Source organism: Acetobacterium carbinolicum, from assembly GCF_047456275.1.
Lineage (GTDB): Bacteria > Bacillota > Clostridia > Eubacteriales > Eubacteriaceae > Acetobacterium > Acetobacterium carbinolicum.
In genome coordinates this window covers 2307316-2329805 of record NZ_CP173357.1, presented here as the reverse complement: position 1 = coordinate 2329805, position 22490 = coordinate 2307316, and the positions used below count along the sequence as shown (strand labels likewise).

19 protein-coding genes and 1 tRNA gene are annotated in these 22490 nt (G+C 40.5%); 14 read left to right on the top strand and 6 right to left on the bottom strand.

What is annotated here, in order from left to right; translation table 11 throughout:
* Positions 1–290 precede the first annotated feature (290 nt).
* On the bottom strand, positions 291–1034 hold the full coding sequence (locus ACIZ62_RS10805) for a DUF3169 family protein (protein WP_111886640.1): 744 nt from the start codon (positions 1032–1034) through the stop codon (positions 291–293).
* A 4-nt stretch (positions 1035–1038) separates the two neighbouring features.
* A complete protein-coding gene (locus ACIZ62_RS10800) occupies positions 1039–1236 on the bottom strand; it encodes a helix-turn-helix transcriptional regulator (RefSeq protein ID WP_371414202.1) in 198 nt (65 codons plus the stop codon).
* Between the two features lie 204 nt (positions 1237–1440).
* Between ACIZ62_RS10800 and polA the strand changes: the two genes are divergently transcribed.
* From polA to ACIZ62_RS10770, 6 genes are all read left to right on the top strand, one after another.
* The gene (polA, locus tag ACIZ62_RS10795; RefSeq protein ID WP_414150153.1) at positions 1441–4083 is read left to right on the top strand and encodes a DNA polymerase I; all 2643 of its coding nucleotides are present in this window, start codon (positions 1441–1443) and stop codon (positions 4081–4083) included.
* A gap of 12 nt (positions 4084–4095) precedes the next feature.
* Positions 4096–4701, top strand: coding sequence for a dephospho-CoA kinase (gene coaE, locus ACIZ62_RS10790; protein ID WP_322518989.1), 606 nt, complete (start codon positions 4096–4098; stop codon positions 4699–4701).
* Between the two features lie 103 nt (positions 4702–4804).
* Positions 4805–4891: transfer RNA gene (locus ACIZ62_RS10785), tRNA-Leu, on the top strand.
* A 191-nt stretch (positions 4892–5082) separates the two neighbouring features.
* Positions 5083–5910 carry a DUF1002 domain-containing protein gene (locus ACIZ62_RS10780; protein WP_414150152.1) on the top strand — a complete coding sequence of 276 codons (828 nt, stop codon included), beginning with the start codon at positions 5083–5085 and terminating at the stop codon, positions 5908–5910.
* Positions 5911–6179: 269 nt separating this feature from the next.
* The gene (locus ACIZ62_RS10775; RefSeq protein ID WP_111886645.1) at positions 6180–7250 is read left to right on the top strand and encodes an HD-GYP domain-containing protein; all 1071 of its coding nucleotides are present in this window, start codon (positions 6180–6182) and stop codon (positions 7248–7250) included.
* A 26-nt stretch (positions 7251–7276) separates the two neighbouring features.
* The gene (locus tag ACIZ62_RS10770; protein WP_111886646.1) at positions 7277–7963 is read left to right on the top strand and encodes an adenylate kinase; all 687 of its coding nucleotides are present in this window, start codon (positions 7277–7279) and stop codon (positions 7961–7963) included.
* A 150-nt stretch (positions 7964–8113) separates the two neighbouring features.
* Here ACIZ62_RS10770 and ACIZ62_RS10765 read toward each other — a convergent pair whose 3' ends face one another.
* Positions 8114–8386, bottom strand: a complete 273-nt coding sequence (locus ACIZ62_RS10765) for a DUF5661 family protein (protein ID WP_111886647.1) — start codon at positions 8384–8386, stop codon at positions 8114–8116.
* A 174-nt stretch (positions 8387–8560) separates the two neighbouring features.
* Here ACIZ62_RS10765 and ACIZ62_RS10760 point away from each other — a divergent pair, with 174 nt between their 5' ends.
* A complete protein-coding gene (locus ACIZ62_RS10760; protein ID WP_322518990.1) occupies positions 8561–8890 on the top strand; it encodes a Rieske (2Fe-2S) protein in 330 nt (109 codons plus the stop codon).
* Positions 8891–8981: 91 nt separating this feature from the next.
* Here ACIZ62_RS10760 and ACIZ62_RS10755 read toward each other — a convergent pair whose 3' ends face one another.
* The 3 genes from ACIZ62_RS10755 to ACIZ62_RS10745 form a co-directional block, all read right to left on the bottom strand.
* Positions 8982–11552, bottom strand: coding sequence for a chemotaxis protein CheW (locus tag ACIZ62_RS10755; RefSeq protein ID WP_322518991.1), 2571 nt, complete (start codon positions 11550–11552; stop codon positions 8982–8984).
* 199 nt (positions 11553–11751) lie between these two features.
* Positions 11752–13308, bottom strand: coding sequence for a carboxylesterase/lipase family protein (locus ACIZ62_RS10750; RefSeq protein WP_111886649.1), 1557 nt, complete (start codon positions 13306–13308; stop codon positions 11752–11754).
* Between the two features lie 73 nt (positions 13309–13381).
* Positions 13382–14626, bottom strand: a complete 1245-nt coding sequence (locus ACIZ62_RS10745) for a nucleotidyltransferase family protein (protein ID WP_322518992.1) — start codon at positions 14624–14626, stop codon at positions 13382–13384.
* A 149-nt stretch (positions 14627–14775) separates the two neighbouring features.
* Here ACIZ62_RS10745 and ACIZ62_RS10740 point away from each other — a divergent pair, with 149 nt between their 5' ends.
* From ACIZ62_RS10740 to smc, 7 genes are all read left to right on the top strand, one after another.
* Complete coding sequence (locus ACIZ62_RS10740) at positions 14776–15966, top strand: acetate/propionate family kinase (protein ID WP_111886651.1); 1191 nt, start codon at positions 14776–14778, stop codon at positions 15964–15966.
* Between the two features lie 70 nt (positions 15967–16036).
* Positions 16037–16495 (top strand): YceD family protein, encoded by a 459-nt coding sequence (locus tag ACIZ62_RS10735; RefSeq protein ID WP_111886652.1) that lies wholly within the window; start codon positions 16037–16039, stop codon positions 16493–16495.
* Between the two features lie 34 nt (positions 16496–16529).
* Positions 16530–16709 (top strand): 50S ribosomal protein L32, encoded by a 180-nt coding sequence (gene rpmF, locus ACIZ62_RS10730; protein WP_084504954.1) that lies wholly within the window; start codon positions 16530–16532, stop codon positions 16707–16709.
* Positions 16710–16832: 123 nt separating this feature from the next.
* A complete protein-coding gene (gene plsX, locus ACIZ62_RS10725) occupies positions 16833–17828 on the top strand; it encodes a phosphate acyltransferase PlsX (protein ID WP_111886653.1) in 996 nt (331 codons plus the stop codon).
* Between the two features lie 3 nt (positions 17829–17831).
* Positions 17832–18056: an acyl carrier protein gene (gene acpP, locus ACIZ62_RS10720; protein ID WP_111886654.1), complete on the top strand. Its 225-nt coding sequence runs from the start codon at positions 17832–17834 to the stop codon at positions 18054–18056.
* 150 nt (positions 18057–18206) lie between these two features.
* Positions 18207–18872 carry a ribonuclease III gene (gene rnc / locus ACIZ62_RS10715; protein ID WP_111886655.1) on the top strand — a complete coding sequence of 222 codons (666 nt, stop codon included), beginning with the start codon at positions 18207–18209 and terminating at the stop codon, positions 18870–18872.
* Between the two features lie 9 nt (positions 18873–18881).
* Positions 18882–22454 (top strand): chromosome segregation protein SMC, encoded by a 3573-nt coding sequence (gene smc, locus ACIZ62_RS10710; RefSeq protein WP_414150151.1) that lies wholly within the window; start codon positions 18882–18884, stop codon positions 22452–22454.
* Positions 22455–22490 lie beyond the last annotated feature (36 nt).

Genomic DNA, 22490 nt, shown 5'->3' with positions numbered 1-22490 from the left:
TAAAATTCTGAATCGTTTTAGTAATTACAAGTACTAAATATTTGCTTGCAATATAATTGAGATAAACTGAATAACCAGAGCTTTCTTTCATACAAAAAGTACCGTTTTGATCGTTTACATATCAGAACGGTACTTTTTTTGAGATCGAATAGTAATAAAATTAGAGAGCAACGATGGGTTTGCTAATCTTCTTTACAGATTATCAAAAATACTTCTCGGGTGACATTAACATGCAAGTTTGCACTTCAAAGGATGGGTTGTTTTTTTTCATTACTCCTATTGGAATATAATTATTGTCCGTTATCTAATTGTCCGTGTTGAAATCGATTGGCTGATATCGCATAAATTAAGGTCTGGGTTATCCATAAAAATCCAATCAGTAAATAGGGAAAGATACCGATATTAACAGCAATGGAAGTAAGCATACAAAGTGTCACGGCACCACAATAAACAATATTCATGAGTTGATAGCATCGATAAGCCGCTTTGTAGATAATGAATTTTTCAGCTTCATCACAGCTTTTAACCCATTCTTTGTCAAAGTTAAAGTCGAGCGGGTTTCCTTTTTTTCCAGGATATAAAACCTTTGTCAATTTTATGGTAAGGACTGTCATAATCAAGGTGAATGCAGTATTTGCCAAAAAGATAAAGAAGCCTAAAAATTCAAAATCTTCAAGGGTATTAGCAATGGTAATACCGAAAAGGCAGAATCCGGTAATCATGGTAACCGAGATAAAAGGAACAAGAAATCCCAGCTGACGGTCAATCTGATCAAAGAGTATATCATTATTTTCTTCCAATTGTTTCACCTTAAGTTTGGCCGAGAAATATAAAATTAAAATAAGAATCGCACAGAGTCCAAGAAGAATCGCCTGGATTAACAAGTTATTAGTAATTATAAAATTTTGAAAACTGTTAAGACTTCTGTTGATTGCAGCCTCACCATAAACAATACTACCTCCCAATAGGCCGCCGATAAAAGCAGATAAAACCAGGATAATAAAAAATTTGATCGTCGAATTTAGTTTTTTCATAAGTTTACTCCTCTTTGTATAAAAATAGTTCTTCAACAGTTGCACCAAAAACCTTGGCGATTTTTAACGCTAAAATAACAGATGGCGAATAATCGCCGCGTTCAATCAGGCTAATGGTTTGCCGGGATGTACCGACCAGCTTTCCCAAATCAGACTGATTTAGATTGTTTCGGGCCCGATATTCTTTTAAACGATTTTCCAATACCATGCTTGTACCTCCTAAGCCAAACTTAAATTTGGCAAATAAAATTGTCAAAACGACAAATAAAGTTGTCATTAATAGTATACATCTGACAAAGATAGTTGTCAAGTGAGGAATTTGGATTTATTCAATGTTCAATTCGCGATACTTTTGGTATAATAATATTTGTTTAATTAAGCAGAAAAAGATAGAAAGAGAGATCAAATGAAAAGTATCTTAATCGACGGAAACAGTCTTTTTTACCGGACCTTTTATGCCATCCGGGAAATGTCAAATTCGAAGGGCGTACCGACAAATGCCTTATATGGCTTTGTTAATATATTAGTTAAAATTCAAGAGGAATACCAACCGGATTATTTAGGCGTTGCCTTTGACTTAAAAGGACCAACCTTCAGGCATTTAGCCTATGACGACTACAAGGGTGGGCGCCTAAATATGCCTGAGCTTCTGGCCGAGCAGTTTTCAATTCTAAAAGAGTTGCTTAGAAAGATGGATATTGCCATTGTCGAGTTGGAAGGCTTTGAAGCCGATGATATTATAGGGACCCTGGCAAGCATTGGGTCAGAAAAAGGGATCGATACAGAAATCATCACAGGTGATCGGGATGCCTTTCAGTTAGTTGGACCGAGAATTAAGGTGTTGTATACAAAAAAAGGGATATCCCAACTGGAAGAGGTGGATGAAGCCTGGGTCAAAGACCAGTACGGATTGACACCTAAAGATTTGATTGATTTAAAAGCTCTGATGGGAGACAAATCTGACAATATTCCCGGTATTGCCGGAATCGGCGAAAAAACAGCAGTTAAGCTGGTTCAACAATATAAAAATCTGGAAGGGATCTATGAGCATATCGACGAGCAAAAAGGTAAGCAAAAGGAAAAAATAATCGCCGGAAAAGAGGATGCGTTTATGAGCCGAATGCTGGGAACCATTAAATTGGATGTTCCCTGGCAAGGCGATTTTGAAGAACTGGCCTTTCATAATATTTTTAATCCGGAGAGTATCACCTTGCTCAAAGAATTGGAATTTAATACGTTGTTGTCAAAAATAGATGTCGCCGAAACAGTGGATACCATTGAAAAATCAGTGGCGTTTAGCTGGGTTAAAACTGACTCAGATATGGATGGTTTGTTTAATGATCTCGAAAACACTAAAGAAGTGATCATTTATTATCATCGGGAGGAGACGCAGATTTATTTAGCCCTGGGAATTGCAGACCGTTTTTATTATCTGGATTGTTTGGCCGTTAATGACTTGAAATTTTTTGAGAAACTCAAAAAACTTCCAACGATTAAAACATTGGCGATCATCAGTCAGGATTTAAAGAATCTGATCCATATTTTTCATAAAAATGACATTTTCGAAGTCACCGAAGCGTTTGATACTTATATCGCCACCTATCTTTTAAGCCCCGGAGATCAGCGATATGATTTAAAATCGGCAGCTTATCAATATCTCAATCGGACCCTTCGGGATGATGAGGAGATGTTTGGAAAAGGTAAAAAAATGCAAAAAGCCAAAGAACTCAATGAGCAGTTACTGGCTGATTATATGATCAAAAACTGTGAGACCATTAAAGATTTAAAAACCGTTCTGGAAAAAGAACTCAATGAAACAAAAATGATGACCTTGTTTAAAACCATTGAGATGCCTTTGCTGGAAGTGATGGTGTCGATGGAGGAGCTGGGCTTTAAAATTGATTTAGACCAGCTGGAAGTTTTATCCAGCGAATTTGAAAATAAGCTTACCAGCCTCACCAGTGATATCTATGCGTTAGCTGAAACAGAAAATTTTAACATTAATTCGCCCAAGCAATTAGGAACCGTTCTTTTTGAACAATTAAAGCTACCAGTAATAAAGAAGACTAAAACAGGCTATTCCACCAATATTGATGTCTTGGAGCAACTCATCCACTTTCATCCAATCATTGAAAAAATCATCGAATATCGGATGCTGTCGAAGTTGGATTCAACCTACGGTCGGGGTTTGATGGCTTTTGTTGAGCCCAAAACCCATAAAATATATTCGACCTTTAATCAGACCGTGGCAGCAACCGGACGACTTAGCAGTTCCAATCCCAATTTACAGAATATTCCGGTAAAAACCGAAATGGGACGAGAAATCAGACGGGTATTCGTGCCATCGGCGACTGATCGAATGCTGGTGGATGCTGATTATTCTCAGATTGAACTTCGGGTCTTAGCCCATCTTTCCGGTGATGAGAATCTGATTGATGCATTTAAAAAAGAACAGGATATCCACACCCGAACCGCGTCGGAGATTTTTAACGTTCCCCTGGATGCGGTCACAAGAACCCAACGCGGCCAGGCCAAAGCCATCAATTTTGGCCTGATCTATGGCAAGCAGGCCTTTAGTCTCGGGAAAGATTTGGGAATTTCAAGAAACGAAGCCCAGGATTATATCGACCGTTACTTTTCCCGCTATCCAAAGGTACAGGCCTATATGGAAAATGTCAAGAGCCAAGCCAAAGAAGAAGGATACGTCACCACCATCTGGGGAAGAAGACGTTACATTCCGGAAATGAACTCCAGAAATGCCATGCTGGTTCAGGCTGGGGAAAGAATGGCCTTAAATACGCCCATCCAGGGGAGTGCGGCAGACATTATCAAACTTGCTATGATCAAGGTGTATAACCGTTTAAAAGTGGAGCGTCTGGAAGCCAAATTGATCTTGCAAGTGCATGATGAGTTAATCATCGATACCCCTCAAAATGAACATGAGCGGGTAGAACGTCTGATTAAAGAAGAAATGGAAGGAGCGGCTAAGCTTTTTGTGCCGCTGACTGTTGATGTGAACACCGGGATGTCCTGGTATGATGTGAAATAGCAGGAGCCGGTGATGAGAGTAATAGGTGTAACCGGTGGGATTGCTTCAGGTAAATCCACTGTCACAGACATCCTAAAAAAACGGTTTAGTTATATTGTCATCGACGCTGATCAATTAGCCAGACAGGCCGTAGAGAGAGGGAGTCCCGGTTTAATAAAAATAGCTGCAGTCTTTGGACAGGAAGTCATCAAAGAAAACGGTGAACTAAACCGCAGTCTGTTAGGAGAAATGATTGCTAATGATGAACAGGCCAGAAAAAAACTAAATGCCATTGTTCATCCAGTAATAAAGAAATTGTATGATTCGCAAATCGCTTTTTATAAAAAATCTGGGATCCCGACAGTTTTTTATGATTGTCCGCTACTTTTTGAAACGAATCTGCAAAATTGTGTCGATGAAACAATTCTGGTCGTGTCCGATAAAGAGATTCGCATTAACCGGATAATGAAAAGAGATAAACTAACCAGAGAACAGGCTACAAAACGTATTGAGATGCAAATGTCTGACGAGGATAAGATCAATCTGGCTGATACGATCATTGAGAACAATGGTAGTCTGGATGATCTTCTGATCACAACGAATGCTTATTTTACCAGGCGAAAGCTTCTGGTTAAATAAATATCAAAACAGAATGGGTTAGTAAATAAAATAAAAAAATAGTTGATATTTTTCTTTCATTCCTTTATAATAAGAAAACAGGGTCAAAACACCTGTTACTTATGCGAGGATGGTGGAACTGGCAGACACGCAGGTTTGAGGGATCTGTTGCAGCAATGCAGTGAGGGTTCAAATCCCTTTTCTCGCACCACTATTTAGAACAAAAAGTCGATTGCGCAAGCAGTCGGCTTTTCTTTTTTTTGAAGCTGCGAGACTTCGGTAATTCGCTGAAATATTCTCGTGCGTTCACAAAATTAAGTTAAAAAATAGGATTAATTGTTATGATTATACCGCTGTTTTAAGTTGACTTTATAAAAAAACAGTAAGGATATGAGGTGTAGAATGAAAAAGAAAATAATAATAGGAATTTTAGCGATTGTGTTATCAATGGTAATGGTGAGTCCCGTACTGGCAGATTCAAAAAGCGCCGGTGTCGCGATTGGAGCTGATAATACTGAAGCGCAACTAAAAACAGTTTATGACTATTTCAAGATTAAAAGAGGCGATGTTGAAGAAACTGTTGTAACCAATGCGGATGAACGGGAGTATTTAGAAGGTTTGGTATCCCTTGATAAAATTGGAACGCTGGCCCTTTCCAGTGTTTATGTTCAAGAAAAATCGTCGGGAGGAATCGATCTGGAAACCCATAATATTGATTGGGTAACCGATAAGATGTATGAATCAGCTTTGGGAACGGCCGGTATCAAAAATGCGAAAGTAATCGTCGCAGCCTATACCCCGGTATCCGGTACAGGTGCCTTAACCGGCATTTATAAAGCCTATGAAGTGGCAACCGATACCCGTCTTGATGAAACAGCAAAAACGACGGCAGTTGAAGAAGTGGTGGTCGTTGGAGAACTACAGGATGCCATTGGCGATGATGCAGTTAACATTATTAATAGCTTAAAGAGCGAGATTGCCCAAACGAAGACAATGAATGATGATGAAATTCGGGAGCTGATTGTTGAGACCGCAGACAAATATGACACTGTTTTGGATGACCAGCAAATTGAAGAGATTTTGAGTCTTGTCAACAAATTTAATGAGTTGAATATGGACCCGGATACATTTCTTAAATTGGTCGAAGCCGGCCAGAGCACTCAGGGTTTTTTTCAGAAAGCATCGACCTTCTTCGAGGAAATTGGTAACTTTTTTCGCAACCTGTTTTAAGGACAGCGAGTCGGATTATTTAATCAACTAAGAAAGAATTAGAATTAAAACGTCATTGTAGTCCGGTGGATTATGATGACGTTTTAGCTTTATCTCAGGCAACAAACGTTTGCAAATTTAGATTGACAAAGATTAAGTAAAAAGTTATCATCGTATTTAAAGAAACAAACTTTAATCAATAAGAAACTAGCTTTTTAATAGTTCCTAAATAAAAAACAAATCATTCAAAACGGAGTGGTTTATATTGTTTACGGTGGAAGGAAGACACCATGAGATTTGTGCCAATATTTTGCTTGCGAGAAGGGATGGTTATTGTTTCAGACTTTTTTGGGGAACAAGGAGAGCTGATTCTGGCAAGAAAAACTGTTTTAGATGCAGCATTAATTAATAAAATTCGTAAGTATAAATGTAGTGGCCTGTATGTCGAAGAAGAACAGGTAGTAAATATACCCATCGTACACACGATCAACAGCAATGTGAGAATGAAGACGGTCAATGGTATTAAAGAAATATTTATTTGCAAAGAGAATAACGTGTCGGTCCCAAAAGAACAATTCACAAAAATGGAGAACCAGGTTGAAACGATTGTGGACGCAATTCTTAAAAGCAAAGAAATGATGCTCAATATGGTTGATCTGAAAGTATTTGATGACTATACCTATTTTCATTCGGTCAATGTAGCGGTTTTATCGATTGGCCTTGGGACTGCTTTAGGCCTTGATAAAACAGATTTATGTAATCTGGGATTTGGTGCATTACTGCATGACATCGGAAAAGTTTTTGTTCCGAAGTATATTCTCCATAAGCAAGGACCATTGACTGATAGTGAATTTACAGAAATGAAAAAGCATTCCTATCTAGGGTTTGAATATCTGACAAATGAATATGTAGGAAGTGTTGGAGCTCAGACCGGTATTTTGGATCATCATGAAAAGTTTTCAGGTGGTGGTTACCCCAATAATGCCAAAGGCGAGGAAATTTCACTCTATGGAAGAATTATCTCAATCGCCGATGTTTATGATGCCCTGACATCGGATCGGCCTTACCGAAAAGGGTTACTTCCATCAGAAGCGATCGAGTACATCATGGGCGGAACTGAAAGCTTATTTGATCCAGATCTCGTTAGTCTGTTTGTCAGAAAAATCGCGCCATACCCGATTGGAACCTCGGTTAAATTAAGCAATGGTATGACGGGTGTAGTGACTGACAATTTTGAAAGTTACTGCATGCGCCCGAATATTCGGGTATTTAAAAATGGTGATGAGAATGTAAAACCCTTTGATATCTGCCTGGCCGATCGTCGGGCCTTAAATATTACCGTTGTCGATTTTATCAGGTAGTACAACAAATTTTGGAGGTTGGTTATTTGAAAATTATTTTATTAGGAACACCCGGCGGTGGAAAAGGAACGCAGGCGAAATTGATATGTGATTGTTTTAATATTCCGCATATCTCGACCGGAGATATTTTCCGTGGGAAAATAACATCGGGAACGCCAGAAGGAAGAGAAATAAGTGCTTATACCAGCAAAGGGCAGCTTGTCCCAGATCGTATCACGATTGCGCTTGTGGAGGAACGATTAGAAAAAGAAGATTGCCAAGAGGGCTTTTTACTGGATGGATTTCCGCGCGATAAAAAGCAAGCGCAGGCTCTAGATCTTTTTATGAACAAAAAGAGTGAACAGATCAATTATGTTTTTCTAATCGATGTCCCCAAAGAAATTATTGTCGATCGTATCTTAGGGAGACGGGTCTGCCCAAAATGCGGAGAAAGTTATCACATTAAATATAATCCACCAAAGATATCGGCAACCTGCGATGTTTGCTCAACCGCATTGATTCACCGGGCGGATGACCAGGAAGAAATTATTTTGGAGCGCCTGGATATTTATAATCAAACAACACAGCCGATTCTGGAATTTTATGAGAAGAAAGCGATTCTTCATAAAATAAAAGGTGATAGCGGGATCCATGAAATATTTTCCCAAATCAGTGAGATTATAGAAAAAGAGCAAAAAAAGGCACCTTGGGAAATGAGTCCTCCAAGACTTTGATTTTCGGATCGGGTTAAGCAGTATGTTTGACAATCAGATTTAAAAATGTCCCAAAACGGCTTGTTTAATAAGTTGCAAAGTTCATAAAAAGAGCATCCCTAAGTTCTGGGACGCTCTTTTTAACGTGCTGGCAACAGGAAGGATAACTAGTTATTTACCTTCCCAAAAAGCTTCAGCCTCTTCTTCCATTTTTTCAAGACGGGTATAATAATCGGGAAACTCATTTAAATGAGCCAAGGCAATTTTACCAGTGACGAAAGGATCATCGCCGGTTACATTTGTGCGGGAATTATCCGTGCCATGCTCAAGCTCAACATCCATGCCCATTCGAAACTGTTCAATGTCAAATTTGTTCCAACTAATTCCAAGCATTCTACCCGTTTCTTTTGCTTGTTCGGTCGTAAATACTTTTTTTGCAGACATAAGATCACCTCTTCTTAAAATTTCAAAATATGACGATTCTGGTTGGTTTCATAATGATTTAACCCCATTATAGGCAGAATTTTTAAATTTGTCAATCAAGGACCAGAGGGATTTGTTTTGAAGTTAAGTAAAAGGGTAAATAAAATAACAAAACTTGAAAAAATGGAGGAAAAAATGGGATTTCAAAAAGTTGCAGAAATAAAAGATTTTGAAGAGAATGAAAAAAAACTGGTTGAAGTGGACGACAAAGCCATTTTGCTGACAAAAGTGGCGGGTGCATATTATGCTATTTCCAACAAATGCCCGCATATGGGAGGATCGTTATTTAAAGGTGACTTACAGGACGGGGTCATCACTTGTCCAAGACATGGTGCCAAATATGATGCAAAGACTGGTAAAGGTCTAAAGAAACCGAAGATTTTATTTTTTGAATTTAAATTAGAAGATGATCGTAGCTATCCGGTTAAGATTGAGGACCGTAATATACTGATTGATATAACATAAAATAATTAAAAAGCCCCAGCTGCATTGTAACTTTTTTGCACCTGGGACTTTTTGTTTGATCCGGGTTCTGATTTATTAATACGAATGATTTTTAATTGCTATCGATTGATTCCAGTAAAGGAAGTGCGGCTTCCAGATTTTCATCGACCTGGTTTTCAACCAGCTTTTCAAGAATGATCTGAGGATCCATTTCCAAAATCGTCCGTTCGGAACCATCGGTTAAACAGATAATGCCGGTAATCGCTGATGAGATTTCTACGGGTTGAATGTCATTTGTATTAACTTCAAGAACACTTACCAGTTTTTCAACCTGTATAGCGATCATTTCATCGTCAGACAGTTGAAGCATCAATACATGTAAGGCGTTGCGACTGGGCTGATTCTTATCAAATAGTGCTAGCGCATCCACCACGGCATAATAACGATCATTAAATTCCACAGCACCCCGAATAACCGTATTGGTACCTGGGACAGAAATGGCCTTACTGGCTTCTAAGGCTTCAACTACATAGGATTGCTCCAGACCATAGGCTTGTCCATTGATAATAAAGGTGGCCAGCTTTTTATACTCATTAGTCATTGAGAAGGCAAAATCAGATTGTTCAATTTCTTTATCATTAGACTTACTTACCGTGATTTCTGCATAGTCTGCCATTTTTTCAAAAACAAAGGCAAGGACATCATTATGATAGCCATCTGAATTTTTATATTCACGATAACAGGATGAACAGGCACAACCGATCGAATAATAGCTGTTTTCATAAACTAAGATTTCGGAACGGGTTTTGCCGTTCGGTACGGTAAACAGCTCGTCTGGTAAAGTTAAGGTTTCACCTACTTTATAGGTATCATTAGTTGTTGAGAGGATCATTTTGTTACGATCGGTAAACACCGCAAAGGTGTTGTTATCAGAGTGAAGGGATTCTTCAAGGATAGTTTTAAATTGGTATTCACTGTCAAACACAATCCCGATCCCTCCGACTGTGCGGTTGTGATTGCTAAAATCAGTAATCGAGGCACCATAGATATAGGTGTAACGATGATCGTATAACTCGGTTTTATCAAAAGTGGAAACAAAGTATTTTTCTGGTTTTGCATTTGATAAAATTTCATTGATATAGGGGTCGGTGAGGGTCTTGCCAATATCTTCGCTGCGCTTGGGGTTGGACACGGCGATAATGGTGCCGGTTTGATCAAAGACAAATAAATTACTATAAACCGTGTAGAGTTCATTGATATAAATTAAAATATCAGTTAATTGTTTTTTATCCGATGCGGTTATATCATCTTTGGCGAGAATCCGTCGAATGCTTGAATCAAGTGCCCACCAACGACAATCGTTGGCTCGCTCATAGAGATTTCGATCCATGATATCAACAGAAAGCGAGGCCAAAAAGCTGGTGTCTACAAGGCTGGTTGATACGACAGTTGAAAATAAATTAGAAACTGAGCTCTGAAACAGGCTACTGGTGTTGGTACCGATCCGTCCGATTGCGCGAAGAATTGGTTTTAGACGGGAGTACTCAGCATCAATGCTGTCATCTCGGGCAATGATCTGACCGTTATATACGATCCGTTTTAGTGAGCCATTGATGGTTTGGGTTTTATTGATGATTTCATTGAGTTCAGTGGAGAACGAATCGGCCTGATGCATCAGGCCGGTTGTGACAGAGGAGTCAATGCTTTTGAGATTGCGATTATCCCGAAAAGCTAGGCTAAGAGGGATCATAACATGACCCTTCCAACCAAGCCCATAATATTTTTGGTACCCTTGGGTGGCAATGGTCTTAGAAATATAATCCGCACCGCGATAATAGACAACACCATTGACCCCGGACTCAACCGGTTCAACAATGATCCCGATTGGCACGTGATTTTCATCACTGCTAGCAATAACCATATTGTCATCGTCGATGATGGTCATAACGGAACCATCGTAATCATTGGTCAGTTTTTCAAAGATCTGAGTCATTTCATTTTCAAAGCGAAAACACAAGCAGATCAGGCCAATGGCTTGGGTTGTACCTTCCCGACAGATTCGACTGGAAAAGATATGGGAGTTCTTATTGCCGTATTGCAGTTTTGAGTTTTTAAAGTATTCCACAAAACTCTGTTCGCCATCCATTGTCTTGACCAGATTGGGGCCTTTAATCTGTTTGCCGAGAATATTGTTTTGTTCATCAAGATTTGCCAGCACCCGATAATTATTATCCATAACGATGATGTCTTCATAAACGGAATACTTGGCTACATACTCCCGCATCCGCGATAAAATCATATTGCGGTCGTTTTCATTACGGTCAGTATTTTCGACGAAGCGGCGGATGTCATCATCGGTTGCCAGGAAACCAATGTCGGCAGTTCGTTCAAAAAGGTTGCGGATCAGAATATCGATGGCTACCTGGGTTTTTGAAATGATTTTTTGTTCCATTTTTTTTAACTTCTCAGAAACAAGGGTATCAATCAGTTCTTCTTGTAAATCGATAAAACCGCTTTGGATTTTAGTCATATTGGGGAGAACACTTTTTGATTGGATGGGACAATTGATCTCTGAAAGTAGTTTAATATTATCCCACTGGTCATTCAGATCAGAAATGCTCTTGTTGCATTCCTGGACGTCGGGCATGTAATTTAAAAAATCTTTTTGCTTATATATAATCATCATAAATCTCCTCGTTAAAATAATATGACACCTTCTGAAATGATCAGTCCGAGTTAAGCATCATTCGTTTAATCTTAGTATCGGCTAAATGTATCATTTTTTTGGTTCTTTTGCAAGTCAATTATGGTAAGAATAGCGGAACTCAATACGATTTCGGCAAATAACTGATTGCGCTCAAATCGATGGGGAAAAGCGTGTTCTAGCTAAACATCAGCATCTCTAGGAAATCCAGATCATCCTGATTGGGGAGGTTTTTACTGGAAAGACGGGCGTCAAAAACCATGATGTATTTGTTCTCCGGGTCAAATTTTGGCCAGACGATCTGTCCCTTATATTCTTCTTTGAAATTGGGATTACCAAATTTAATAAAATTGACCCAGGATTGTTGCATGATCCACGATAAATTACTGACCTTAGTTGTTCGCCGTTGTCCGATTCCGTTACCAAAGACAAAGGGCAATTCCATGCCATGGGCCGTATTAAGTCCGACAATTTTGAGGATGGCCGGATCAAAATCAAAATTATAAAAATAGACATCTTCTCCCAACTGTGCGTATACTTTAGCCATCATCACCATTCCAATTAGGAAAGCCGAATAGGTATAGATTTCCAGGGCTCGATCGAGAGGTGAGTGGTCATCGTCGACAAAAAAATGGTCCAGCGCTTTTGGTGCACGTTCAGGACCAAAGGTATGATAGCAGAGCATCTGATAAATACCCAGATTGGTGTGGCCCTTTATAAATAAGGAAGATTCATCAGTATTGTACCCGACCAGCATTTTAACCGTATTGACGTCACCGCTTTTGAGCGCCTTAACAGGATCTTTGGGGAGAACTACGCCATCATATACCGGCCAGAAACCGAAAGCTTTGGGAACACTCGACTGGTCTGCTTTGACCATTGAGAGGGCGGCAAAAACGTCACCGGGAAGGGCTCTTAGCTGATCCAGACCATTTAAAGAATCCTCGACGCCGTATAAGTTACATAAGAGTTTTCCGTTATCCATCGTTTTTTCCAAATCACCCCGGTTAAGCGCAGAAAAAGCTGAAATTGAGAAGATCGATCCGCTTTCAACAATGGCCTGGTGAAAAAGACCTTTGGCCAGCGGGGAAAGCATCAGGGCCGTGACACTATATGCACCGGCTGACTGACCGCCGATGGTGACTTGATGGGGGTCCCCGCCAAAGGTTTCAATGTTCTCCTGAATCCATTGCAGGGCCAGGATCTGATCCAGTAATCCGTAATTGCCAGTGGTCCCGGCTTCCTCAAGCAACCCCCGGGTAGCGAGGAATCCCAAAGCACCGAGCCGGTAGTTAATGGTGACCACCACCACCCCTTCCTGAGCCATTCGTCCGCCGTCATAAACAATTTCAGAGCCGGAGCCCGAGGAAAAAGCACCACCGTGGATAAACACATAAACCGGATAGCGATCCTCTGGCGTTAGCGCTGGCGTCCAGACGTTTAAAAACAGACAGTCTTCGCTTTTGCCGTCCATTTGATAGGTGCCGGGGGAATCAAGGGTTATCCCCCCCATTTGAAGCGAGGAATTACCGTATTTTGAACAGTCAAGGACCTCTTCCCAGGGTGGCATTGGTTCGGGCGCTTTAAACCGCCGGTTGTCGATCGGCGGCATCGCGTAGGGAATTCCTTTATAGTAGGACAGTCCCCGGCGGAATTGTCCTTGAACAGGCCCGCAGTGGGGCCTGAGGATTGGTCGTTTTGGTAAGGCTGTTTTATCAGTGGTGAAAAATGACATGGTGTTCTCCTTTTTAGTGAAACTTAAGTTGTAGCGAAACAGTTCGCAATGATTGTGAACGGGTACGCGCGATTTAAAATTGAATGGGGCCTTGAATGTAATCCCGATGATAGCAATAGTTTATTTCGTAAAATTGATTATGAAAGTCCGTCGCTCGACAATCGTAGTATAACATTTTTCTTTGGGTGGGGGTCAATGAAAACCGACTCTTTTTTAAACTTGTTAAAATAGGCAGTTGTCCGCGAGCTTTAATCGCTCTCAGGATAGTTTTGCCTTTTTCATTAAACCCCAGTACCCGTAGATAAGGAACAAAGGATTCAGTTAGGAAAAGTTTTAAGAGCTCTTTATCAAGTTCCAGGAGCCGATTGCATAAGATCCGGCGAACCCGGGTTTTAGGGATACGCTTAGAAATAATACCATTGACGCATTCGTCCAGGGTTGTGGCAACTTTTAGAGTATCTCGAATTTTATGCTCCAGGCCTTCACTGACGTAGGGGGTGTTTTTTAGATGTTTTACATCATGAGAAAGAATCAGCAGCCGTAATGCATTAAGAAATAAGTCGTCGCCGTTGGGGTTAAAATTTTTTTTAAATGGCAGAATCAGATCTTCACTTAAATAAGGAAGTTTGTGATCAAGCATTTTTAGAATAGCAGACGCTGACTCCGGGTTGGCAAGCGCATCAAATAATATCTTTCGTATCCCACTGGCACTGAGAAAGCTTGACGGCAATAGACTATGATAATCGGCACCTTGTCGTTTAACCGTCATTGAACGGATATTGCTTTGAGTTTTATGAAGGGCTTTGAGATATTCCAGGGCCAGAATGTTGTTGGGAGTTTTTAAGAGATCGCCAGCTTCGTGACCTAAATAGGAACGGATGGCCAATTCTCTGGCTCGAGGAAAAGAAACACCGGATGATAAAGCCTCTTTAAGGAAGCTTTTAAATTCAGCGGGTTCGTGAACGAGTATTTCAGCCAGACTGGTTAGCGGCTGGATATGCCCAAATTCGGAACCAAAAGAAAGAACATCAACAACCCCAGTGGCGTTAAAAATTTTAATTCCCCCATAAGCAAAGGCTTCGGCACTTTGGCAGGCGTAACCAAAGGGAAGTTCGCAGACCAGATCAACACCAGAAGACAAGGCCAGTCGGGCGCGTTCCCATTTGTTAAGTAGTGCAAAATCGCCACGCTGGGTCAGGTTGCCGCTCATTAAAACCATCACACCATCACACTGACTCTCTTTTTTTGATGCTTCAATTTGCCAGGCATGTCCCATGTGAAATGGATTATATTCAGCGATAATACCAAGAATTTTCATATTAGCCTCTCTCTTGTTAAAAAAATAGCAATTTTTTCACTTATTATCAAAATATGACAAAAAAATAATGGTATTCTTAGCATATTACTGTTATTATATAGAACGTATGAAGTGTAATCAATCTAAAAACTAAAGGAGAGTAATTATTAATGAATGTACTTGTTATTAACTGCGGTAGTTCTTCACTAAAATATCAATTGCTTGATATGACCACTGAAGAGGTTTTAGCTAAAGGTTTAGTTGAAAGAATCGGTATTGAAGGATCTGTTTTGGTTCACGAAGCGCCAGGTCAAGACAAGGTGAAATTGGTACAACCGATGAAGACCCATAAAGAAGCTTTGAATCTTGTCATGGCAGCTTTAGTTGATCCTGCTCATGGAGTAGTGAAGTCTTTGGAAGAAATTTCTGCTGTCGGTCATCGAGCTGTGCATGGTGCTGAAACTTTCTCTGATTCAGTCGTTATTGATGATGCGGTTATTAAAAGTTTGGAAGAGTGCTCAGAATTAGCACCGCTTCACAATCCTGCTAACTTGATTGGAATTAATGCTTGTCGGGAGTTACTGCCAAATGTACCAATGGTAGCAGTATTTGATACCGCTTTCCATCAAACCTTGCCGGGCGAAGCTTTCATGTATCCACTCCCTTATGAATTATATGAAAAATTCAAGATCAGAAAGTATGGCTTCCATGGAACATCCCATAAATTTGTGAGCCAGGCTGCGGCTGAATTAATGGGTAAAAAACTTGAAGACCTGAAACTGATTTCTTGCCATTTAGGTAATGGTGCCAGTCTTTGTGCCATTAAAAACGGAAAATCGGTTGACACTTCAATGGGATTGACTCCACTGGCCGGATTGGAAATGGGAACGCGTTGCGGTGACATTGATCCTGCTATCATTCCTTTCCTGGTTAATAAAGGCTATACAGTAGATGAAGTTGATAATATCATGAACAAAAAGTCTGGTGTGCTTGGCGTTTCTGGAATCAGTTCAGATTTCCGCGATGTTGAAGGTGCCGCAAACAGTGGTAATAAACGGGCTCAGTTAGCACTGGATATTTTTCACTATCGGGTTCGTACTACCATCGGCGCTTATGTTGCGGCCATGGATGGGGTAGACGGCATTATCTTCACCGCTGGTTTAGGTGAAAACTCAACAACTTCGCGAGCTGCAATTTGTGGTGGTTTAAAATACTTGGGAATTACGCTTGATCCTGTTACCAACAGCAAGCGCGGCGAAGCGACTGTTATCTCTGATAAAGACTCTAAAACAACCGTTATGGTTATACCAACCAATGAAGAATTAATGATTGCCAGAGACACCTTAGCGTTAGCTAAATAATGTAAAGTATTTCACTTGACAAAACGGGCAATCGTCTATATAATGATGATTGCCCGTTTGGAGTGATAAAATGAATTTTGAAATCAATAAGCTATTGCAGGAAAAAATAATCCCTTTTGAATTTGTTGTAAAAAATACGGATTTAAATGATATAGAGGGAGAACTGGATGAAAATGGCGCTTTCGTGCGTGGAACCATCGAAAAAGTATCGAAAGGTAATTTTCTGGTGAATTTCACCCTTGAGATGACCATGATCTTTCCCTGTGCGCGTTGCCTAGAACCAACCCCCATTGATTGTCTTTATGACTATACGGATACGGTAACGGTTGAAGAGGATGAAGCAATACTTGATTTATTGCCCATCGTTGAAGAATGCATTTATATTAATGAACCTTTCCGTGTACTGTGCAGTGAAGAATGTGCGGGTTTGTGTCCAAAATGCGGCAACAATTTAAATCACGAGCAATGCGAATGCGACAAATTTGGTGATTATGATCCGCGATTTGAAGCGTTGAAAAAATTATTGTAAGTGAAATGACTTTACTATTTAGGAGGTGTGAGTGATGGCTGTACCAAAGAGAAAAACTTCTAAGTCCAGAAGAGACAAAAGAAGAACACATTACAAATTAAATATTCCAGGAATGAGTACTTGTCCAAAATGTGGTGAAATTAAATTGCCTCATCGAGTTTGCAAGTCTTGTGGCACATACAAAGACGTTAGCGTTATCAGCTTTAACGAATAAACAGAGTCTAGACTCTGTTTTTTCTCTATCTGGGATTATTTTAGGCCCGGATATTTTTATTGATTGTATTTACTGAATCGGTTTTTTCTGGGATAATAGACAGATACAAAGGAGGGCGTTAGTTTGAATATTTTTTTAGACGCCATGGGTGGCGATGACGCGCCCTATCAAATCGTAAAGGGTGCCATTGATGCGGTTAAGGAATATGACGTCAAGCTGACCCTGGTGGGTCGCCGGCCGGCTATTTTAGAAGAGCTTTCAAAATACGATTACCCTGATGACAAAATTGAAATTCTGCATGCCGAAACCGTCATAGAAAATACCGAAGATCCCGCCATGGCGATTCGGCGAAAACCGGATTCGTCTTTAGTTGTGGCACTTGATGAAATGAAGAACCGAGAAAATGCAGTGCTGATTTCAGCTGGAAGTACCGGGGCACTTTTATCCGGGGGATTATTAAAACTGGGCCGGATTAAGGGAATCAAACGTCCTGCTCTGGCAGCAACGCTGCCCAAAAGTGACGGCGTATTTGTTCTTATTGATACCGGTGCCAATGCCGATTGTAAACCGGAGTATTTGGAACAGTTTGCCCAATTAGGAAAAATTTATTCAGAAAATGTTTTAGGTAAAACAGATCCGGGGATCGGACTCATTAATATCGGTGCTGAAGCAAAAAAAGGAAACAGTCTTGTAAAAGCGGCCTATGAGCTTTTGGAAGCTGGGGATTTTAATTTTTTGGGCAATGTTGAAGCACGCGATATTCCCGAAACGAAGGCTGATGTGTTAGTCTGCGATGGATTTACGGGCAACATCGTATTGAAATTAACCGAAGGTATTTCTGCTTATCTGCTTAAAAAAATGAAGACGTCAATCATGAGTAACACCAAGGGTAAAATTGGAGGAATGCTGATTAAAGATAATTTGAAAAGCTTCAAAAAACAATTTGACTATGCCGAGTATGGCGGTGCTCCCTTTTTAGGTGTAAAAGGTGGTATTATCAAAGCTCACGGTAGCAGTGATGCTTTTGCGATTAAAAATGCGGTGCGACAGAGTATTAAGTTTATTGAGAATGATGTGTTGAAAAAAATTACTGATAATGCAAAAAACAGGGAGGCTTAAGTCATGGATGAACGATTTTTAAAAGTTACGGCAATTATTTCAGAGCAATTGGATGTTGATATTGAAAAAATTACCCTTGAAACCTCACTCATTGACGATCTGGAAGCAGATTCACTGGATGTGGTTGAGCTGATTATGGCGTTTGAAGATGAATTTGGAACTAAAATTGACGAAAGTGCATTAGAAAATATCCAAACTGTAGGAGATATCATCAACGCAATTTCCTAAGAAGATTAAAGGGTGTCGCTGAGAAACAATGGCACCCACCTTCTCCTTATTCAGGAGACTGTGCGTTATCTTTTCTGGTTTGCTTCTTTTCATGGGGAATAGCGAGAAACGCTCAGGCGAACTCTCGTAATCGATAAGGGGGGATATTAAGTGACAATCGAAGAAAAAATCGATTACCGTTTCAAGAAAAAAGAGTTATTAAAAGTTGCCTTAACGCATAGTTCACATTCAGGAAATTCGACCAACAACGAACGACTTGAATTCTTGGGGGATGCAGTATTGGAACTGATTATCAGTGAGTATTTATTTTTGTCTCACAAATTATCTGAGGGTAAAATGACGAAAATCCGTTCCAATATTGTATGTGCCGAGTCTCTTTCCAAGGCTGCCTATGAACTCCAGTTGGGAGATCATATTTTCTTGGGAAAGGGTGAAATTGTAACTGGGGGAAGGCAACGGAAATCGAACCTTGCCAATGCCTTTGAGGCCCTGATTGGGGCTGTATTTTTAGACAGTAATTTTGAAATAACCCGGAAAGTTGTTCTGAAAGTGTTGGAAAGTAATATCGCTCTGGCTTTGTCCGGTGCGCTGGTAAAAGACTATAAAACGGAACTTCAGGAGTATATTCAAAAGAACAATGACAATGTTATTGAATATGTCCTGGACCGTTCTGAAGGACCGGAACACAACAAAACCTTTTATATTAAATTGATTTTTAATGGCGATTGTGTGAGTCATGGCATCGGTAAAAGCAAAAAAGAAGGGGAGCAGGACGCCGCTAAAAACTATTTGCTTAAGACGAGAAGACTAAATTGAGGTGAGGGCTTGTATTTAAAAAAATTGCGATTGTCGGGGTTTAAATCATTTGCAGACCCTGTAAGCCTTGAGTTTTCAGAAGGTATTTCTGCAATTGTGGGCCCTAACGGCAGCGGAAAGAGTAATATCACTGATGCCATCAAATGGGTTTTGGGTGAACAAAGCATTAAATCCCTTCGGGGTAAAAAAATGGAAGATGTCATCTTCTCAGGAACAGAAAAAAAACAAGCCTCCGGTTATGCCGAGGTTGTTTTGATTTTAGACAACAAAGAGGGTTCGTTGGAAAACTATCCCCAGGAAATAGCGATCTCACGGAAACTATTTCGGTCCGGCGAAAGTGACTATGCCATTAATAAAAAAAGCTGTAAACTAAAAGAGATCCACAGTATTTTTATGGATACCGGTTTGGGGAAAAACGGTTATTCATTAATCAGCCAAGGGAGTATCGAAAATATTTTATCGAGTAGTCCCACTGAGCTGCGGAATATCTTTGAAGAGGCTGTAGGTATTGTTTCCTATAAAACTAAAAAAAACGAAGCCGAAAAAAAATTGGAGCAAACTCAGGGACACTTGGATCGGCTGCGAGACATTATGGCAGAAATAGAAAAACAGGTGGGCCCCTTAAAAAACCAATCTCGGAAGGCTAAAAGCTTTTTAACCCTCTATGAGGAGTTAAAGACTGTCGATCTGGTGATTTTCTATCGAAAAATGAGCGGCGCGGTCACGGAACTGAAAGTATTAAAAAAAAATCTTGAGGAACAACTAAAAAGTTGTGAACAAATCGAAGCAATTATCAGAAAAAAGGATGAATTGTATCAAAAACTGACCATTGAGAATCGTGAATTGGACCTTTTAGCGGACTCGGAAAAGAAAAATCTATCGGTGCTCAGAGCCGATTTCGATCGGGTTCAGCGGGAAGATATCCGTTGTAAAAGTCAGTTGGAAGCGAATCAAATAACCCAGGAACGCTTAAAAAACGAAGGTGAAAGCTTGACCTCCCGAATTGCGGCAACACTTAAGCGGATTGATGGACTGGAACTGGAGAAAAATGTCTTGCTAGAGAACCTCGTGACAAAAGAGGCAGTCAGAGGTGAACTGGAAAATACCCTTAATCTTTTACTCTGTGCAGAACAGCAGGAAAAAGATCGGATCAAAGCAACTCAAGAGGCCGTTCTAAATCAGCAATCGCTTTGCGAAAAACTCGAAATGAAGCGTTTAGAAATTAAAACGGCCATTCAGGAAGCAAAGACGGAGTCATCTTTTATCAAAAAGTACCTGGATGAAACAGGAGCCAGTCAGGATCAAGTCGCTGCGGATCTAAAGCAGCAAAAACAAGAGATGAGTAGTCTGTTGGCAGAAAAAGAGCAACGGAAAGACCAGTACCAGAAGTTGCAAATCCAGTATCAACACAGTTTGGACGAACAAAAGCAACTCCAGAATCAGGTTCACCTGATTTCTAATAATTTGAAAGTTAATGCTTCCAAGGTAGAGTATTTAAAAAATATTCAAAAAAATTATCAGGATTACTTCCCAACCATTCGTAAACTGATGACATCAGAAAAGCTGCTCGGCCCGGTGATCCATGAGGTTTTTGGGCCGGTTGGCGAACTCATCTCGACTGAGGCCAGATATCTTCAGGCCATTGATATTGCTTTAGGTGCTAAAAGTCAGAATATTGTCGTTGCCAGCGTTAAGGTTGCCAGTGATTGTATTAATTTGCTCAAGAAAGAGCGTCTTGGTCGGGCAACATTTTTGCCCCTGGATAATTTAAAATACAGTTTAGTTGATGAAAAAACCCGGGCAGTGCTTAAAAATACTTCCGGAGTCGAGGGGATTGCCAGTGACTTGGTTAAAACCGATGCGGCTTATGAAGTGGTCATTAAAAGTCTTTTGGGACGAATCATCGTCGCCAGAGATTTTGCTTCGGGAAAAGATATCCAGAAGAAAACGGCTTCTAAGTTTACCGTTGTAACCCTGGGAGGTGAAATCTTTTACCCTGGCGGAGCCATTGTCGGGGGACAAAGCAAGGACAACCGGCAGTCGCCGCTTTCTAAGAAGATTGAAATCCAGAATTTGCAAAAAGAAATGGATCAGCAAAAAAAAGCCCTGGATGCGATCAAAAACCAGGATGTGACGGTGCAAAAATCTCTGACCCAGGTAGTCGATCAATTAAAGGAACTGGAAACGGGGTATAACCGCTGCAAACAAGCGCTGTGGGAGAAGAACAAGACAATTGAGGACTTGAGCCGAAAACAGCGTGAAAGTACGCAGTCGATTTCGTCTCAGGAGCAAAAGCTTCAGGCACTCAGTCAGAAGCTGGAACAGTTAAATATTGAGCTGACTAAAATCGAAGCATCATATAATCAGGCCAAGGAAGCCACAAAAGGTCAGGAAACTGATGATCAGGCTCATATGATCAGACAGCAACTGGACGATTTGCGGTTAAAAATATCAGAAAGCCAAATGGTTATCACTCAGATCAAAGGAGAAATCGCTGGGTTTGATCAGCAAATCGTCTTGATGCAGGAACAATTAAGCCACCAGACAGCCAGAAAAACGACTCTGGAAGCTGAAATGGCGGGTTACCTAAATGAATCCCGCGAATTGATCCGACTTCAGGAAAAACTGGGGGCGGATCATCAGCTGCTAAGCAAAAAAATTGAATCCCATCGTGACAAAAATAAACAAGCGATGGAACTGCAAAAAACGAATGCCCAGCGGCTGGAGACGCTACAGGAAGAAATAAAAAATGACAATCACCAATTGATTATTGACAACGACAGAAAAAATACCATTTCGACTCAACTAAACAGTCTGCAGCTACAGATGAACCATTGGGAAGAGAATATCTATAAGAGCTATGAAATTAACTATTTAATGGCTGAAGATGCCTATCAGCAGTTGGAGGCGGAGCACAGCCTTGATGAGCTTGATTTGTCTGAAGAACGTCAGCGTACCTTGAGAGAAAAAATTAGCGCACTGGGGAATGTGAACCTCGGTGCCATTGAAGAGTATGAAGAAATTATCGCCCGACATGATTTTATGAAAGAACAAATGGATGATTTAAAAGCTGGGAAAAGTGAGCTGTTAGATATTATTAATACCTTGTATGACGCCATGACCGAGCAGTTTAAGGCAAACTTTATCAAGCTACAGGAGAATTTTACGCGGATCTTTGGCATTCTATTTGAAGGCGGTCGGGCTTATCTGGAGTTTACGGACCCTACTGGGGTGCTGGAAGGGGGAATTGAACTGGTGGCTCAGCCACCGGGTAAACGGCTGCGGCATATTTCTCTGCTTTCTGGTGGTGAAAAGTCAATGGTTGCCATTGCTCTGCTGTTTTCCTTTCTGGAAATTAACCCGTCCCCTTTTTGTGTGATCGATGAGGTAGACGCTGCCTTGGATGATCATAATATTTACCGTTACATCAGCTACCTCAAAAAAGTAGCGGAACATAATCAGTTCATCACGATCACTCATCGTCGTACTACCCTGGAAGTGTGCGACAATCTCTATGGGGTATCGATGTCCAAGGATGGGGTGTCCCAATTGGTGTCGGTTCGACTGACGGATTACGCTTAAAATGATGGTCAGGAGAAATTACAAACTGACCCCAAA

Bases quoted from the DNA above. Each gene is read 5' to 3' on its own strand.
- ACIZ62_RS10805 (WP_111886640.1), bottom strand. From the start codon at position 1,034: ATGAAAAAACTAAATTCGACGATCAAATTTTTTATTATCCTGGTTTTA.
- acpP (WP_111886654.1), top strand. From the start codon at position 17,832: ATGGATGAACGATTTTTAAAAGTTACGGCAATTATTTCAGAGCAATTG.
- coaE (WP_322518989.1), top strand. From the start codon at position 4,096: ATGAGAGTAATAGGTGTAACCGGTGGGATTGCTTCAGGTAAATCCACT.
- rpmF (WP_084504954.1), top strand. From the start codon at position 16,530: ATGGCTGTACCAAAGAGAAAAACTTCTAAGTCCAGAAGAGACAAAAGA.
- ACIZ62_RS10775 (WP_111886645.1), top strand. From the start codon at position 6,180: ATGAGATTTGTGCCAATATTTTGCTTGCGAGAAGGGATGGTTATTGTT.
- ACIZ62_RS10780 (WP_414150152.1), top strand. From the start codon at position 5,083: ATGAAAAAGAAAATAATAATAGGAATTTTAGCGATTGTGTTATCAATG.
- ACIZ62_RS10735 (WP_111886652.1), top strand. From the start codon at position 16,037: ATGAATTTTGAAATCAATAAGCTATTGCAGGAAAAAATAATCCCTTTT.
- ACIZ62_RS10740 (WP_111886651.1), top strand. From the start codon at position 14,776: ATGAATGTACTTGTTATTAACTGCGGTAGTTCTTCACTAAAATATCAA.
- polA (WP_414150153.1), top strand. From the start codon at position 1,441: ATGAAAAGTATCTTAATCGACGGAAACAGTCTTTTTTACCGGACCTTT.
- ACIZ62_RS10745 (WP_322518992.1), bottom strand. From the start codon at position 14,626: ATGAAAATTCTTGGTATTATCGCTGAATATAATCCATTTCACATGGGA.
- ACIZ62_RS10765 (WP_111886647.1), bottom strand. From the start codon at position 8,386: ATGTCTGCAAAAAAAGTATTTACGACCGAACAAGCAAAAGAAACGGGT.
- ACIZ62_RS10755 (WP_322518991.1), bottom strand. From the start codon at position 11,552: ATGATTATATATAAGCAAAAAGATTTTTTAAATTACATGCCCGACGTC.
- ACIZ62_RS10760 (WP_322518990.1), top strand. From the start codon at position 8,561: ATGGGATTTCAAAAAGTTGCAGAAATAAAAGATTTTGAAGAGAATGAA.
- ACIZ62_RS10750 (WP_111886649.1), bottom strand. From the start codon at position 13,308: ATGTCATTTTTCACCACTGATAAAACAGCCTTACCAAAACGACCAATC.